The sequence below is a fragment of the Streptomyces sp. NPDC028314 genome (assembly GCF_055565795.1).
The window spans coordinates 13,599-28,794 of record NZ_JBVHTP010000015.1; the positions used below are offsets into that span (position 1 = coordinate 13,599).

The window sequence follows — 15,196 nt, forward strand, 5'->3', positions numbered from 1 at the left end:
GGCCGTTGACGGGGTCGAAAGTCACCCGGAGAGTGAGATACGGGACTTCTCGCCCAGCCGTCCGCACACCGACCGGGGGTCGCGCATGCGCCGCATTCGTTGGGGAGACGTGTTGTCGTCCGGGATCGCCGCCGTGGGCTGGTCCCTGATCGTGATGACGGCGGTGGCCGCGCTCGGACTGCACCTGCTCGGCGCCGACGCGGCCGGCGGGTCGCTGGGCGCGATGACCGCGGCCGTGGTGGTACTGGCGGTGGGCGGCTCGGTGACCCCCTCGGGTGACGTCTCGGTCTTCGGGGTGGGCGGCGCCGGGGCGCAAGCCTCGCTCGACGTCGCGCCCTTGGGGGTGGGGCTGGCCGGGGCGCTGGTCCTGGCGTACGTGTTCCTGCGCTCGGTCAGGGCCGGGGCGCCGGGCGGGGAGCTCCTCGCGCGGGTGGCGGTGGTGGTGGCGCTGTTCCTCGCCACGGCGGGCCTGCCGGCCTGGGCGGGGCACGACGTGGTCACCCTCGACGGGGCGCGGCTGCCGCTGCCGAAGGCCCCCGCGCGGGTGGTGGTGCCCGGCGTCGGGGACATCGGCGGGCTGCTCCCGGACGGGCTCGCCGACCGGCTCGGGGAGCGGATCGGTGACCTGGTCGAGACGCGGACCCGGGTGGGGTTCTCGGTGGACCTCGCCCCGACGCTGCTGGGCGCCGGGGTGTGGGTGCTCGGGGTGCTGGCGGTGGCGCTGCTGGCTTCGCGGCGCGGGCCGGCGGTGTGCGCGCGGTGGCGGCCCGCGGTGTCGGCGGTGGTGGCGATGCTGCTGGTGGCGGTGGCCGCGGGGGCGGCCGCGGCGGTGTGGGCGGCGTCGGGTGACGGGCATCCGCGCCGGGTGGCGGGGGCCGCGCTGCTCGGGGCGCCGAACGGGACCTGGACGGGGCTGCTGCTGGGGCTGTTCGTGCCGCTGCGCGGGCGGGCCACCGGCGAGCCGGCCCGGCTGCTGCCGGATCCGCTGGGCGAGCTGCTGCGGGTCCCGGGGCGGGAGCCGGTGAGCGTGTCCCGGCTCGCGGAGTACGACGGGCGGGTCTGGCTGCTGGTGGCGGGGGCCGGGCTGCTGCTGCTCTACGCGGGGATGCTGGCGGCCGTACGGACCCCCGGGCGCGGGATCGCGGGGTGCGCGGTGCGGCTGTCGGCGGTGACCGGGGTGGCGCTGGCGGTGCTGGTGTGGCTGACCGGGCTGTCGGCCGACGCCTCGCTGGCGGTGCTGGGGGTGGACGTGCTGGACGCGGGGGTGGAGCTGCGGGGCGACGCGGCGTACGGGCTGCTGCTCGGGGCCGGGTGGGGGGCGGTGGCGGGCGGGGCGGGCGCGCTGCTGGTCCGGCGGCGCCGGCCGCCGCTGCCCGCCGGGGCGGCCGGGTCCGCGGGGCGGGCGTGGCCCGAGCCGCAGCGGCCGGCGGAGCCGGACGGGCCGGTGCCCGGCCGGGCGCGGGCGCCGGGCCGGGAGGAGACGTACCGGTACCCGGACGTGGCGTGGGACGTGACGGTCACGGGCCTCCCGCCGCGGCCGCCGAAGCCTCCCGGGCGGCCGCGGCGGGAGCCCTTCACCCCTCCGCCACCGCCCGGACCGCCACCTTTCACCCCTCCGCCACCGCCCGGCCCCCCGGACTGAGCGGCAATCGCGACCGCTGGGTGGGACGGGGGTCCTGCGCGGGGAGCTGGGAAGATACGGTGAGGGCACCATGAGCGCTTCGCAGACCTCCGACGTCCCCACCCTCCTCGTCAAGATCTTCGGCAAGGACCGTCCCGGGATCACCGCCGGGCTGTTCGACACCCTCGCCGCCTACTCCGTCGACGTCGTCGACATCGAGCAGGTCGTCACCCGTGGCCGCATCGTCCTGTGCGCCCTCGTCACCCAGCCGGCCGACAGCACCGAGGGCGAGCTGCGGGCCACCGTCCACAGCTGGGCCGAGTCGCTGAAGATGCAGGCCGAGATCCTCTCCGGCACCGGCGACAACCGGCCGCGCGGCAGTGGCCGCTCCCACGTCACGGTGCTCGGGCACCCGCTCACCGCCGAGTCCACGGCGGCCATAGCGGCGCGGATCACCGCGACCGGCGGCAATATCGACCGCATCTTCCGCCTCGCCAAGTACCCGGTGACAGCGGTGGAGTTCGCCGTGTCGGGCGTCGAGACGGAGCCGCTGCGCACCGCGCTGGCCACGGCCTCCGCCCGGATCGGGGTCGACGTGGCCGTGGTCTCGGCCGGTCTGCACCGCCGGGCCCAGCGCCTGGTGATCATGGACGTGGACTCGACCCTGATCCAGGACGAGGTCATCGAGCTCTTCGCCGCCCATGCGGGCTGCGAGGCCGAGGTGGCCGCGGTGACCGAGCAGGCCATGCGCGGGGAGCTGGACTTCGAGCAGTCGCTGCACGCGCGGGTCGCGCTGCTGGCGGGGCTGGACGCCTCGGTGGTGGACAAGGTCCGCGCCGAGGTGCGGCTGACCTCCGGCGCCCGGACCCTGATCCGCACGCTGAAGCGGCTGGGCTACCAGGTCGGTGTGGTGTCGGGCGGGTTCACCCAGGTGACCGACGACCTTCAGGAGCGGCTGGGGCTGGACTTCGCCGCCGCCAACACCCTGGAGATCGTCGACGGGAAGCTGACCGGCCGGGTCGTCGGCGAGATCGTCGACCGGGCGGGCAAGGCCCGGCTGCTGCGCCGGTTCGCCGCGGAGGCCGGTGTGCCGCTGGCCCAGACGGTGGCGATCGGTGACGGGGCGAACGACCTGGACATGCTGAACGCGGCCGGCCTCGGGGTGGCCTTCAACGCCAAGCCGGTGGTCCGCGAGGCCGCGCACACGGCGGTGAACGTGCCCTTCCTGGACGCGGTGCTGTACCTGCTGGGCATCACCCGGGAAGAGGTCGAGGCCGCCGACCTGGCGTAGTTCCCGTACGCAGGGCGCTTCGTCCGCGGGACGACACGACGGGACCCGGCACCTGCACGGTGCCGGGTCCCGTTCGCACGTACGGAACGAGGCGTGCGGGGCCGGCTGTGCCGGTCAGCCGTGCGGGGTCCAGAAGTCCACCAGGGTGCCCACGCCGTGTTCCACGGACTTCCAGGAGCCGGTGAAGGAGACGACGGCCAGCGCCGAGGTGGGGAAGCCGCTGCGGTGCATGCGCGGGAGCAGGTCTTCCCGGGTGCTGCCGGAGAGGGCGTCCGCGAGGGCGTGCATGCCCGGGTTGTGGCCGACGACGAGGAGGTCGGCCACCTCGTCGGAGGTCTCGTTCAGCAGGGCGATGAGCTCGCCCAGCGAGGCCTCGTACAGGCGCTCCTCGTACGTGGTCTTCGGGCGGTGCGGCAGTTCCTGGACGGCGAGCTTCCAGGTCTCGCGGGTGCGGGCCGCGGTGGAGCAGAGGGCCAGGTCGAAGGTGATGCCCGTCTGGGCCAGTTTGCGCCCGGCGGCCGGGGCGTCGTGACGGCCGCGTTCAGCCAGCGGCCGTTCGTGGTCTGTCCCGTCCGACCATTCGGCCTTGGCGTGCCGGAGGAGGACGATCCTGCGGGGTGTGTCGGCGCTCATGGCTCCCAGCTTCGCATGAAACGAGCCACGGGGCGCAGGGGGTTGAGGGGTCCGCGCCCGGGGCGTGGAGCGCGCACGGGGGTCAGCCGACGGCGCGCAGCAGCTGCTCGGTGACCTGGATGAGCGAGGAGGCTTCGCCGGGGGCGGCGTGGGCCTGGCCGGAGCCGGCGAGGAGCAGCAGCAGGAGGCCGAAGGCGAGCGCGGGCAGGGCCAGCGCCCACCAGTGCAGCCGGGCGTCGGGGCCGGTGCCGGCGGTGGTGCGGCGGCCGGGCGGGGCGGCGAGGGGCGGGGTGTGCGTGGGGGCTGACACGGCGGCCTCCGGTGGTGTGCGGGTGGGACTGGCTCGCTGCTTCGAATCTATGGATCCGAAGCGGCGGTTCCCATCCGGGGCGCACCCCAGTCGACCCTGATCCTGGCCCCCTAGGGGTTGGTGGGGTTATCCCCACCAACGCCCGTCGGAGCTGCTTTCAGGGGGAGGCGATCGTCGCGATGACGGAAATGATCACGGAGATGACCAGCATCGCGCCGAGCACGAGGCCGAGCTTCCGGCGGCCGTGCTGGGGGTTCGGTTCGAGTACGGGCGACATGCCGTTCAGTCTCGCATGCCGCATTCGTCCTCGATCGTGTGGTCCCGGCCCGCGAGGAGGCCGAGCGCGATCTGCGGGATGAGCAGTCCGGCCATCAGGGCGAGGGGCAGGTCCCAGCCGCCGCTGTGCTGGTAGAGGGTGCCGATGAGGAGCGGCCCGGGGATGGAGATGAGGTAGCCGGTGCTCTGGGCGAAGGCGGAGAGCTTCGCGACGCCGGCCGGGGACTTGGCGCGCAGGCCGATCAGCGTGATGACGAGCGGGAAGGCGCAGTTGGAGACGCCGAGCAGGACGGCCCACGCCCAGGCTCCGGCGGCGGGGGCGAACCAGAGGCCGGCGTATCCCAGGAAGCCGAAGAGGCCGAGGGTGGCGGCGATGGCGCCCTGGTTCTTCATCCGGCCGGCGAGGCCGGGGATGACGAAGGCCAGCGGGACGCCCATGACCATGGTGACGGCGAGCAGTACGCCTGCGGTCCCGGCGGAGACCCCCGCGTCGCGGAAGATCTGCGGGAGCCAGCCCATGGTGACGTACGCGCCGGTGGCCTGGAGGCCGAAGTAGCTGGCCAGGGCCCAGGCGGTGCGGCTGCGGACGACCGAGGGGCCCCGGTCGGCGCGGCCGGTGGCGGCGGGCGCCGCGGCCTTCTCCCGGCGGGCCGCGAGGGTGACGGGCAGCCAGGGCAGTACGGCGGCCACCGCGAGGACGGCCCAGATCAGCAGGCCGGTGCGCCAGCTGCCGCCGAGGGCGGAGGTCAGCGGGACGGTCGCGGCGGCGGCGAGGGAGGTGCCGGCGGCCAGGGCCATGGAGTAGAGGCCGGTCATGGTGCCGACCCGGTCCGGGAACCAGCGCTTGACGATCACCGGGAGCAGCACGTTGGTCAGGGCTATGCCGGCCAGGGACAGGGCGCTGGCGGCGAGGAACCAGGCGGCGTTGGTCGCGAAGGGCCGGATCAGCAGGCCGGCGGCGACGGCGGCCATGCCCGCGCAGACGACGGCGGCGGGGCCGAAGCGGCGGGAGAGGCGGGGTGCGGTGATGCCGAAGACGGCGAAGCACAGGGCCGGGACGGAGGTGATGAGTCCGGCGACGGTGCCGCTCATGCCGAGGCCCGTACGGGTCTCCTCGAAGAGGGCGCCGAGGCTGGTGATGGCGGGCCGCAGGTTGAGGGCGGCCAGCACGATTCCGACGATGAGCACGGGGCCGAGCCAGACCGGCTGCGGGGTGACGGGGGCGGGGAGGGACTGCGGGGGTGCCGTGCGCGCGGCCTGGGGCCGGTTCATGGTCTGGATTTCGTCGTCGGACATTCAGCCATCATAGAATCATGGGATGATTGGTTGTCCAGCCCGCGTTCCATCTTCACGTCCGGAGAGGACACCGATCGCATGCCGCTGACATCGCCCCGGCGATCCGCGCTCGTCGACCAGGTGATCGCCCAGCTCAGGAACCAGATCACCTCCGGTGAGTGGCCTGTGGGCTCCCGCATCCCCACCGAACCCGAGCTGGTGGAGCTGCTGGGGGTCGCCCGCAACACGGTGCGGGAGGCCGTCCGGGCCCTCGCGCACAACGGCCTGCTCGACATCCGCCAGGGTTCGGGTACGTACGTCATCGCGACCAGCGAGCTGGCCGGCGTGATGCACCGGCGCTTCGCCGGGGCCGACCCGCGGCACATCGCGGAGCTGCGTTCGACGCTGGAGTCCTCGGCGGCCCGGCTGGCGGCGGAGCGGCGTACCGATCGGGACATGGCGCAGCTGGACGCGCTGCTGGCGCGGCGCGAGGAGGCCTGGGCGAGCGGGGACGCGGAGCTGTTCGTGGCGGCGGACGTGAGCCTGCACATGGCGGTGGTGACGGCCTCGCACAACGACGTGCTCATCGAGCTGTACGCCGACCTCGGGGACCTGGTGGCGGACTGGCTGCGCACGGACGTGGGGACGGAGCTGGATCCCGCCTCGCACCTGGACCACGCCCGGCTGATCGAGGCGATCCGCCGGGGGGACGCCGACGCGGCCGCGTCGGAGGCGGCCGGCTACCCCTTCGTCTGCCTGGGTGGCTAGGCCGCGCTCTTCTTCACCGGCAAGATCCGGAAGAGACGGACCTAGCGCCGGTCCGGCGCCTGGCGCGCTCGCTGCCCGGGGCGCTCGTGGCTCACCCAGGCCGTGCGGACCTCCTTCCAGCACCGGCTGGTGAGCTCGACCCGGCCGGCCGGGCCCACGGCCACGGCGGCGCCGTCCCCGTCCACGTCCCACCAGCGGTCGCACTCCACGTGCAGCCGGATCAGATCGGTCTCGGGATAGCCGTTGTGGCAGTACACCGTCACCTGCGAGCCCTCGATCGCGGTGTCGCAGTCGGCCCCGAAGAGCTCCTTGGGTGCGGGCCGGACGGGCTGTTCGGGCGGCTCGGCGGGGATCTCGGCCAGGTCGACCTCGGCCGGGGCGGCGATCTCCGGGCCGGGTGCCGGTTCGCTGCCGGGCTGGGCGACGGCTCCCGGGATCAGGAGACCGGCCAGGGCCATCGAGGTGACCAGCAGCGATACCGCTCGGCTCGACCTCGCTCTCACGCCCGCACCTCCTCCCCGAAGGAGCCGGGAAGATCCCGACGGGGTCAGTTTGCAGGCATCTGTCCGCCTTTACGACTCGGGAAGTTCCGGGCACGCGGCGAAAATCTGATCGAACGGACCCCCGGAACCCGCCCCCCACCAGGCGAGAACGGCGGTGGGCGCGCTCCCCGGAAGGGAAGCGCGGCCACCGCCGTACGGACGTAAGGCCCTCGACCCGGGGGTCAGGCACCCATCGCGTGCAGGCCGCCGTCCACGTGGACGATCTCGCCGGTGGTCTTCGGGAACCAGTCCGACAGCAGGGCGACGATGGCCCTGCCGGTCGGCTCCGGGTCGCTCATGTCCCACTCCAGCATCGAACGCGAGTTCCAGACGTCCGCCAGCTCCGAGAAGCCGGGGATGGACTTCGCGGCCATCGAGCCGATCGGACCGGCCGAGACCAGGTTGCAGCGGATGTTCTCCTTGCCCAGGTCACGGGCGAGGTAGCGGCTGGTGGCCTCCAGCGCGGCCTTGGCCGGGCCCATCCAGTCGTACTGCGGCCAGGCGAACTGCGCGTCGAAGGTGAGGCCGACGATGGCCGCGCCCTCCGCCGGGAACAGCGGCTTGCAGGCCATGGCCAGCGACTTCAGCGAGAACGCCGAGACGTGCATCGCGGTGGCGACCGACTCGAAGGGCGTGTTCAGGAAGTTGCCGCCGAGGGCGTCCTGCGGGGCGAAGCCGATCGAGTGGAGAACGCCGTCGAGGCCGCCGAGCTCGTCGCGGACGAGGCCCTCCAGGCGGTCCAGGTGCTCCTGGTTGGTGACGTCGAGTTCGAGCACCTTGACCGGCTTGGGCAGCTTCTTGGCGATGCGCTCGGTCAGGGTCGGGCGGGGGAACGCCGTCAGGATGACCTCGGCGCCCTGCTCCTGGGCCAGCTTGGCGGCGTGGAAGGCGATGGACGACTCCATCAGCACCCCGGTGATGAGGATGCGCTTGCCGTCGAGAATTCCGCTCATGTGATCAGTGACCCATGCCCAATCCGCCGTCAACGGGAATGACGGCTCCGGTGATGTACGAGGCGGCGTCGGACGCCAGGAAGCTCACGGCTGCCGCGATCTCCTCGGGCTGCGCGTAGCGGCCGAGCGGCACCTGGCCGACGATGCCCGCGCGCTGCTCGTCGGTGAGCACCTTCGTCATGTCGGTGTCCACGAAACCGGGCGCGACGACGTTGAAGGTGATGTTGCGGGAGCCCAGCTCGCGGGCGAGCGAGCGGGCGAAGCCCACCAGCGCGGCCTTCGAGGCGGCGTAGTTGGCCTGGCCGGCCGAACCCATCAGGCCCACGACCGAGGAGATCAGGACCACGCGGCCCTTCTTGGCGCGGAGCATGCCGCGGTTGGCGCGCTTGACCACCCGGAACGTGCCGGTGAGGTTGGTGTCGAGGACCGAGGCGAAGTCCTCCTCGGACATCCGCATCAGCAGGGTGTCCTTGGTGATGCCCGCGTTGGCCACCAGCACCTCGACGGCGCCGTGCTTGTCCTCGATCTCCTTGTAGGCCTGCTCCACCTGGTCGGAGTCGGTGATGTCGCAGCGGACGGCCAGCACACCCAGCGAGGTGAGCGCCTGCGGCGGCTCTCCCGACCGGTACGTGATCGCGACCTTGTCGCCGGCCTCCGCGAAGGCTCGGGCGATGGCGAGGCCGATGCCCCGGTTTCCTCCGGTGACGAGAACCGAGCGGCTCAACGGATCACCCTTTCGCTAGCAGTCTGAATAGCAAAAACCTATAGGTCCCATCGTCCTTACGGAGAATCGGAGCCCGACAGGGCCTTGCGGCGGGGTCTGTCGAGTCCCTACAGAAAGATGTAGGCACAAGAGCCCCGAGCGCGACATGATCGGGGTCACCGGCCCCGACCCCGGGAGGACTTCCGTGCCCCATACCATCGACGCGGCCTTCACCGCGCTGCCCTTGCGGGCGCTCGCCGACGCGGCGCTCGCCCGGGCCCGCGCGCTCGGCAGCGACCACGCCGACTTCCGGCTGGAGCGGATCCGCAGCGCCTCCTGGCGGCTGCGGGACGCCAAACCGTCCGGCGGGTCCGACACCACCGACCTCGGCTACGCGGTCCGGGTCGTGCACGGGGGCAGCTGGGGGTTCGCCTCCGGCGTCGACCTGACCATGGACGGCGCCGCCAAGGTGGCCTCGCAGGCCGTGGCCATGGCGAAGCTGTCGGCCCAGGTGATCAAGGCGGCCGGTTCGGACGAACGGGTCGAGCTCGCGGACGAGCCCGTGCACGCCGACAGGACGTGGATCTCCGCGTACGACGTGAACCCGTTCGAGGTGCCGGACACCGAGAAGGCCGCGCTGCTCGCCGACTGGAGCTCCCGGCTGCTGGCGGCCGACGGGGTGGCGCACGTGGACGCCTCGCTGCTCGCCGTCCACGAGAACAAGTTCTACGCGGACACCGCGGGCACCGTCACCACCCAGCAGCGGGTGCGGATCCACCCGCAGCTCACCGCGGTGGCCGTCGACGCCACGACCGGCGAGTTCGACTCCATGCGCACCATCGCCCCGCCCGCCGGGCGCGGCTGGGAGTACCTGACCGGCACCGGCTGGGACTGGAACGCGGAGCTGGAGCAGATCCCCGGCCTGCTCGCCGAGAAGATGCGGGCACCGAGCGTCGAGGCCGGGCGCTACGACCTGGTCGTGGACCCGTCCAACCTGTGGCTCACCATCCACGAGTCCATCGGCCACGCCACCGAGCTCGACCGGGCGCTGGGCTACGAGGCCGCGTACGCCGGGACCTCCTTCGCCACCTTCGACCAGCTGGGCAAGCTCAAGTACGGCTCCTCGATCATGAACGTGACCGGTGACCGCACGGCCGAGCACGGTCTGGCCACGATCGGGTACGACGACGAGGGCGTCGAGGCGCAGAGCTGGGACCTGGTCAAGGACGGCACCCTGACCGGCTACCAGCTGGACCGGCGGATCGCGAAGCTGACCGGCCTCGGGCGCTCCAACGGCTGCGCCTACGCCGACTCCCCCGGGCACGTGCCCGTGCAGCGGATGGCGAACGTCTCGCTCCAGCCGGATCCGGGCGGGCTGTCCACGGAGGACCTGATCGGCGGGGTGGAGCGCGGGATCTACGTGGTCGGCGACCGCTCCTGGTCGATCGACATGCAGCGCTACAACTTCCAGTTCACCGGACAACGGTTCTTCCGGATCGAGAACGGCCGGCTGACCGGGCAGCTGCGCGACGTCGCGTACCAGGCCACGACCACCGACTTCTGGGGCTCCATGGAGAAGGTGGGCGGCCCGCAGACGTACGTGCTGGGCGGCGCCTTCAACTGCGGCAAGGCGCAGCCGGGCCAGGTCGCTGCGGTCTCGCACGGCTGCCCGTCCGCGCTGTTCCGCGACGTGAACATCTTGAACACCACGCAGGAGGCCGGACGCTGATGTCGAATCGTACGAAGCCGCACGAGATCGTCGAGCGCGCCCTGGAGCTGTCCACCGCCGACGGCTGCGTCGTCATCGCGGACGAGGAGTCCAGCGCCAACCTGCGCTGGGCCGGCAACGCGCTCACCACGAACGGCGTCACCCGCGGCCGGACCCTGACGGTGATCGCGACGGTGGACGGCAAGGAGGGGGCGGCCTCGGGGGTCGTCTCGCGCTCGGCCGTGACCGCCGCCGACCTGGAACCGCTCGTACGGGCCGCCGAGGAGGCCGCGCGCAATGCCGGGCCCGCCGAGGACGCCCAGCCGCTGGTGACCGGCACCCCGGCCTCGCCGGACTTCACCGACGCCCCGGCCGAGACCTCCTCGGCCGTCTTCGCGGACTTCGCCCCGGCGCTGGGCGAGGCCTTCGCCCGGGCCCGGGCCGGCGGCCGGGAGCTGTACGGCTTCGCCCACCACGAGCTGGTCTCCACGTACGTCGGCACCTCGACGGGGCTGCGGCTGCGCCACGACCAGCCCAACGGCACCCTGGAGGTCAACGCCAAGTCCCCGGACCGCTCCCGCTCGGCCTGGGCCGGCCGCTCGACCCGGGACTTCAAGGACGTGGACCCGACGGCCCTGGACGCGGAGCTCGCCGTCCGCCTCGGCTGGGCGGAGCGGAAGATCGACCTGCCCGCCGGGCGGTACGAGACCCTGCTGCCGCCGACCGCGGTGGCCGACCTCATGATCTACCAGATGTGGTCGGCGGCGGCCCGGGACGCGGTGGAGGGCCGGACGGTCTTCTCCAAGCCCGGCGGCGGCACCCGGCTCGGCGAGAAGCTGTCCGAGCTGCCGCTGACCCTGCGCAGCGACCCGCACGCACCGGGCCTGGAGTCCGCGCCGTTCGTGATCGCGCACAGCTCGGGCGACGACGCCTCGGTCTTCGACAACGGCCTGCCCGTCCCGGCGACCGAGTGGATCAGCGGGGGCGAGCTGGCCCGGCTGACCACGACCCGGCACACCGCCGGGCTGACCGGGCTGCCGCTCTCCCCCGGCTTCGGGAACCTGATCCTGGACGCGGGGGGCGACAGCTCCCTGGAGGAGATGGTGGCCGCCACCGAGCGGGGTCTGCTGCTGACCTGCCTCTGGTACATCCGCGAGGTGGATCCGGCGACGCTGCTGCTCACGGGCCTGACCCGGGACGGGGTCTACCTGGTGGAGAACGGGCAGGTCGTCGGCGAGGTCAACAACTTCCGGTTCAACGAGTCCCCGGTGGACCTGCTGTCGCGGGCTTCGGAGGCCGGCCGGACCGAGAAGACCCTGCCGCGCGAGTGGAGCGACTGGTTCACCCGGGCCGCGATGCCCGCGCTGCGCATCCCGGACTTCAACATGAGCTCGGTCAGCAAGGGTGTCTGACCCACCTAGACTGAGCACGGCATTTTCAGACATCGAAGGAGTCGAGAGACCGTGACGGACATCGTCGACGAACTGAAGTGGCGTGGGCTCTTCGCCCAGTCCACCGACGAAGAAGCGCTGCGCAAGGCGTTCGCGGACGGTCCCGTCACCTTCTATTGCGGCTTCGACCCGACGGCGGCCTCGCTGCACGTGGGACACCTGGTCCAGGTGCTCACCGTGCGCCGGCTCCAGCAGGCCGGCCACCGGCCGCTGGCGCTGGTCGGCGGGGCCACCGGCCAGATCGGCGACCCGCGCCCGACGGCCGAGCGCACGCTGAACGACCCGCAGACCATCGCGGACTGGGTGACCCGGCTGCGCTCGCAGATCGAGCCGTTCCTGTCCTTCGAGGGCGAGAACGCGGCGCTCATGGTGAACAACCTGGACTGGACGGCGGGCATGTCCGCCATCGAGTTCCTGCGGGACATCGGCAAGCACTTCCGCGTCAACAAGATGCTGACGAAGGACTCCGTCGCCAAGCGGCTGGAGTCCGACCAGGGCATCAGCTACACCGAGTTCAGCTACCAGCTCCTCCAGGGCATGGACTTCCTGGAGCTGTACCGCCGCTACGGGTGCACCCTCCAGCAGGGCGGCTCTGACCAGTGGGGCAACCTGACGGCCGGGCTCGACCTGATCCACCGGGTGGAGCCGGACGCGCACGTCCACGCGATGGCGACCCCGCTGATGGTCAAGGCCGACGGCACGAAGTTCGGCAAGTCCGAGAGCGGGGCCGTCTGGCTGGACCCGGAGATGACCACCCCGTACGCGTTCTACCAGTTCTGGCTGAACGTGGACGACCGGGACATCTCCACCTACATGCGGATCCTGTCCTTCAAGTCCCGTGAGGAGCTGGAGGAGCTGGAGGCGCAGACCGCCGAGCGGCCGCAGGCGCGCGCCGCCCAGCGGGCGCTGGCGGAGGAGCTGACCACGCTGGTGCACGGCGCGGACCAGTGCGCCGCCGTGATCGCCGCTTCGAAGGCGCTGTTCGGCCAGGGCGAGCTGGCGGAGCTGGACGAGGCCACGCTGGCCGCGGCCCTCTCCGAGCTGCCGCACGTACGGGTCGCCGAGCTGGGACAGGTGGTGGACCTGCTCGCGGAAACCGGCCTGGTCGCCAGCAAGTCCGCCGGGCGCCGGACCGTGAAGGAGGGCGGTGCCTACGTGAACAACGTGAAGGTCACCGCCGAGGACGCGGTCCCCGCCGGGGAGGACCTCCTGCACGGGCGCTGGCTGGTGCTGCGCCGCGGCAAGAAGAACCTGGCCGCGGTCGAGGTCACGGGCTGAGACCCGGCGCGCCGCGGCGCGCGGGCATGACGCGGGGCCGGTACGGACGTTGGTCCGGCCGGCCCCTCCGTCGTACCCCGGCGGACCGGGGCGGCGGCCCTCAGGTCGTCTGGTGTTTGTTGCCCCGGACCGCCATGTAGAGCATGTCGCCGAGTCCGACGATGAGGACGGCTCCGGCAAGCTGCAGCAAGTGCCGGATCCAGTCGATGCCCTTGGTGTCCTCGACGCCGATCCACCGCGATACGGCGTTGCCGAGGAGCGCGCCGAGGATGCCGAAGATGGTGGTCAGCCAGAGGGGCTGGTGCTGCTTGCCCGGCAGGATGGCCCGGGCTATCAGGCCCAGCACGAATCCGACGATGATCGCCCACAACCATTGCATGTCGAGCCTCCTCGTGGCGCGTTGTGCGCATGTGGGCCCAGTCTCGACCCGGCCGGCGTACTGCGCATTTCGGACAGCTCCGTTCGGGGGACACCCCCCTGCTCCCCGCCGTCCGGCGGGCGGCGTACGGTGGAAGCCTCCGGGCCGGGGAGCGTCCGGCGGGTGGATCGGGTGGTGGAAACGTGCAGCGGACGAAGCGGAACGGGGCCGAGGTCTTCCGGATCACCGGAGCGCGGATGGGCCTCGCCGAGGACGTGCGGGGACGGCAGCGCCGGTACGTGATCTCGATGACGATCAGGACCCTGTCGGTCATCGCCACGGTGCTGTTGTGGAACGTGGAGCGCCATGTGGCGGTCGTGACGCTGATCGCCGGTGCTCTGCTGCCGTACGTGGCGGTGGTCATCGCCAACGCGGGGCGCGAGTCGACGCCCTCGCTGCCCTCGCACTTCATGCCGTCACCTGTGCTCCCGGCACTGGAGGCGGGAAACCTCAAGAAAAGCTCAGATCAATCATGAAGTTCCGGTGCACCGCACCGGGTCCTGCGTGACATACTGCCTACGCGCTCCGCATCCCCCGTCGGAGCGACGGACCGACGCCGGGCAGCTCCCCCCGTGGCTGCCCGGCGTCGCCCTTCCGTTTGTAGGGTTGAGGCTGTGAACTCCCCTGATACGGACACCAGCGCACCCGGCACCGCTCCCACCTGCTCCGCCAAGGGCTGCCGTGATGCGGCGGTCTGGGTCCTGGCCTGGAACAACCCGACCCTGCACACGCCCGAGCGGCGCAAGACCTGGCTGGCGTGCGAGGAGCACCGCGAGCACCTCTCCCAGTTCCTGGGGGTACGAGGCTTCCTCAAGGACGTCGTGAAGCTCGACGAGTGGGTACAGCCGGAAGGCTCGGAGCGGCAGTAGCCGGTCCGAGCCTTCGAAGGGTGCGGGCCTTCGCAGGGTGCGGGGCAGCCCCGGGGCCGCCTAGCCGCCGATGGCGGACATCGGGCGGTCGGGCTGCAGGAAGGTCGGGTCGTCCAGACCGGACCCGGCCTTCTTGCCCCACATCGCCACCTTCCACAGCCGGGCGATCTCCTCGTCCGGGGCGCCCGAGCGGAGCGCGGCCCGCAGGTCGGACTCCTCGGTAGCGAAGAGGCACGTACGGATCTGGCCGTCGGCCGTGAGGCGGGTGCGGTCGCAGGCGCCGCAGAACGGGCGGGTGACGGAGGCGATGACGCCGACGGTGGCGGGGCCGCCGTCCACCACCCAGCGCTCGGCCGGGGCGGAGCCGCGCTCGTCGGCGCCCTCCTCGGTGAGCGTGAAGCGGGTGCGCAGGGACTGCAGGATGTCGCCGGCGGTGATCATGCCGTCGCGCTTCCATCCGTGCTGGGCGTCGAGGGGCATCTGCTCGATGAACCGCAGCTCGTACTCGTTCTCCACGGCCCAGGCGAGCAGGTCGGGGGCCTCGTCGTCATTGAGTCCGGGCATCAGGACGGCGTTGACCTTGACGGGGGTCAGGCCGGCCTCGCGGGCGGCGGACATGCCGTCGATGACGTCCTTGTGCCGGTCGCGGCGGGTGAGGGTCCTGAAGACTTCGGGCCGCAGGGTGTCGAGGGAAACGTTCACCCTGTCCAGGCCGGCGGCCTTGAGCGCCTGTGCGGTGCGCTTGAGGCCGATGCCGTTGGTGGTGAGGGACATCTTGGGGCGGGGCTCCAGCGCGGCGCACCGCTCGACGATCCCGACCAGGCCGGGGCGGAGCAGCGGCTCGCCGCCGGTGAAGCGGACCTCGGTGATGCCGAGCTGGGTGACGGCGATGCGGATCAGCCGGACGATCTCGTCGTCGGTGAGCAGGTCCGTCTTCTGCAGCCACTGCAGGCCCTCCTCGGGCATGCAGTACGTACAGCGCAGATTGCACCGGTCGGTGAGCGAGACGCGCAGGTCAGTGGCCACGCGGCCGTAGGTGTCGAGAAGCACGTGGGCCCCCTCCCCTGTCCGGATCTGTAGAGGTTCACGCAGCTGTGGAT

At 72.3% G+C, this 15,196-nt stretch carries 17 protein-coding genes; 8 read left to right on the forward strand and 9 right to left on the reverse strand.

All coding sequences use genetic code 11. From position 1 onward, the window contains the following. Nucleotides 1–85 precede the first annotated feature (85 nt). Both ACZ4TG_RS29785 and serB read left to right on the forward strand, forming a co-directional pair. Nucleotides 86–1,642, forward strand: a complete 1,557-nt coding sequence (locus ACZ4TG_RS29785; RefSeq protein WP_468168365.1) for a streptophobe family protein — start codon at nucleotides 86–88, stop codon at nucleotides 1,640–1,642. 70 nt (nucleotides 1,643–1,712) lie between these two features. Continuing rightward, nucleotides 1,713–2,912, forward strand: coding sequence for a phosphoserine phosphatase SerB (gene serB / locus ACZ4TG_RS29790; RefSeq protein ID WP_468168368.1), 1,200 nt, complete (start codon nucleotides 1,713–1,715; stop codon nucleotides 2,910–2,912). 114 nt (nucleotides 2,913–3,026) lie between these two features. On the opposite strand, the gene ACZ4TG_RS29795 is transcribed toward serB, so the two are convergent. The 4 genes from ACZ4TG_RS29795 to ACZ4TG_RS29810 form a co-directional block, all read right to left on the reverse strand. After that, nucleotides 3,027–3,545: a SixA phosphatase family protein gene (locus ACZ4TG_RS29795; RefSeq protein ID WP_468168371.1), complete on the reverse strand. Its 519-nt coding sequence runs from the start codon at nucleotides 3,543–3,545 to the stop codon at nucleotides 3,027–3,029. Nucleotides 3,546–3,627: 82 nt separating this feature from the next. Beyond that, a complete protein-coding gene (locus ACZ4TG_RS29800) occupies nucleotides 3,628–3,855 on the reverse strand; it encodes a hypothetical protein (RefSeq protein WP_468168374.1) in 228 nt (75 codons plus the stop codon). A 157-nt stretch (nucleotides 3,856–4,012) separates the two neighbouring features. Further along, nucleotides 4,013–4,132, reverse strand: coding sequence for an SGM_5486 family transporter-associated protein (locus ACZ4TG_RS29805; RefSeq protein WP_468168377.1), 120 nt, complete (start codon nucleotides 4,130–4,132; stop codon nucleotides 4,013–4,015). Nucleotides 4,133–4,137: 5 nt separating this feature from the next. Beyond that, a complete protein-coding gene (locus ACZ4TG_RS29810) occupies nucleotides 4,138–5,427 on the reverse strand; it encodes a CynX/NimT family MFS transporter (RefSeq protein WP_468168380.1) in 1,290 nt (429 codons plus the stop codon). Between the two features lie 78 nt (nucleotides 5,428–5,505). On the opposite strand from ACZ4TG_RS29810, the gene ACZ4TG_RS29815 reads away from it, so the two are divergent. After that, nucleotides 5,506–6,174 (forward strand): FadR/GntR family transcriptional regulator, encoded by a 669-nt coding sequence (locus tag ACZ4TG_RS29815; RefSeq protein ID WP_468168383.1) that lies wholly within the window; start codon nucleotides 5,506–5,508, stop codon nucleotides 6,172–6,174. Between the two features lie 41 nt (nucleotides 6,175–6,215). Here the strand turns inward: ACZ4TG_RS29815 and ACZ4TG_RS29820 are convergent, their stop codons facing one another. From ACZ4TG_RS29820 to fabG, 3 genes are all read right to left on the reverse strand, one after another. Further along, complete coding sequence (locus ACZ4TG_RS29820; protein WP_468168386.1) at nucleotides 6,216–6,677, reverse strand: hypothetical protein; 462 nt, start codon at nucleotides 6,675–6,677, stop codon at nucleotides 6,216–6,218. A 221-nt stretch (nucleotides 6,678–6,898) separates the two neighbouring features. Further along, nucleotides 6,899–7,669 (reverse strand): enoyl-ACP reductase FabI, encoded by a 771-nt coding sequence (fabI, locus tag ACZ4TG_RS29825; protein WP_468168389.1) that lies wholly within the window; start codon nucleotides 7,667–7,669, stop codon nucleotides 6,899–6,901. A gap of 4 nt (nucleotides 7,670–7,673) precedes the next feature. Next, complete coding sequence (fabG, locus tag ACZ4TG_RS29830) at nucleotides 7,674–8,393, reverse strand: 3-oxoacyl-[acyl-carrier-protein] reductase (RefSeq protein ID WP_468168392.1); 720 nt, start codon at nucleotides 8,391–8,393, stop codon at nucleotides 7,674–7,676. A gap of 145 nt (nucleotides 8,394–8,538) precedes the next feature. Here fabG and ACZ4TG_RS29835 point away from each other — a divergent pair, with 145 nt between their 5' ends. From ACZ4TG_RS29835 to tyrS, 3 genes are read left to right on the forward strand one after another with little or no spacing between them, the layout of a single operon-like run. Then, entirely contained in the window at nucleotides 8,539–10,101 is a 1,563-nt protein-coding gene (locus tag ACZ4TG_RS29835) for a TldD/PmbA family protein (RefSeq protein ID WP_468168395.1), read from the forward strand. Further along, nucleotides 10,101–11,492, forward strand: a complete 1,392-nt coding sequence (locus ACZ4TG_RS29840; protein WP_468168398.1) for a metallopeptidase TldD-related protein — start codon at nucleotides 10,101–10,103, stop codon at nucleotides 11,490–11,492. The genes ACZ4TG_RS29835 and ACZ4TG_RS29840 overlap by 1 nt, the downstream gene beginning before the upstream one ends. A gap of 51 nt (nucleotides 11,493–11,543) precedes the next feature. Then, nucleotides 11,544–12,809, forward strand: coding sequence for a tyrosine--tRNA ligase (gene tyrS, locus ACZ4TG_RS29845; RefSeq protein WP_468168400.1), 1,266 nt, complete (start codon nucleotides 11,544–11,546; stop codon nucleotides 12,807–12,809). Nucleotides 12,810–12,909: 100 nt separating this feature from the next. On the opposite strand, the gene ACZ4TG_RS29850 is transcribed toward tyrS, so the two are convergent. Continuing rightward, nucleotides 12,910–13,188: a GlsB/YeaQ/YmgE family stress response membrane protein gene (locus tag ACZ4TG_RS29850; protein WP_468168403.1), complete on the reverse strand. Its 279-nt coding sequence runs from the start codon at nucleotides 13,186–13,188 to the stop codon at nucleotides 12,910–12,912. A gap of 236 nt (nucleotides 13,189–13,424) precedes the next feature. On the opposite strand from ACZ4TG_RS29850, the gene ACZ4TG_RS29855 reads away from it, so the two are divergent. After that, the gene (locus ACZ4TG_RS29855) at nucleotides 13,425–13,703 is read left to right on the forward strand and encodes a DUF3099 domain-containing protein (RefSeq protein WP_468168879.1); all 279 of its coding nucleotides are present in this window, start codon (nucleotides 13,425–13,427) and stop codon (nucleotides 13,701–13,703) included. A gap of 138 nt (nucleotides 13,704–13,841) precedes the next feature. After that, nucleotides 13,842–14,096 carry a hypothetical protein gene (locus tag ACZ4TG_RS29860; RefSeq protein WP_468168406.1) on the forward strand — a complete coding sequence of 85 codons (255 nt, stop codon included), beginning with the start codon at nucleotides 13,842–13,844 and terminating at the stop codon, nucleotides 14,094–14,096. 60 nt (nucleotides 14,097–14,156) lie between these two features. Here the strand turns inward: ACZ4TG_RS29860 and moaA are convergent, their stop codons facing one another. After that, complete coding sequence (gene moaA / locus ACZ4TG_RS29865; protein WP_468168409.1) at nucleotides 14,157–15,146, reverse strand: GTP 3',8-cyclase MoaA; 990 nt, start codon at nucleotides 15,144–15,146, stop codon at nucleotides 14,157–14,159. Nucleotides 15,147–15,196 lie beyond the last annotated feature (50 nt).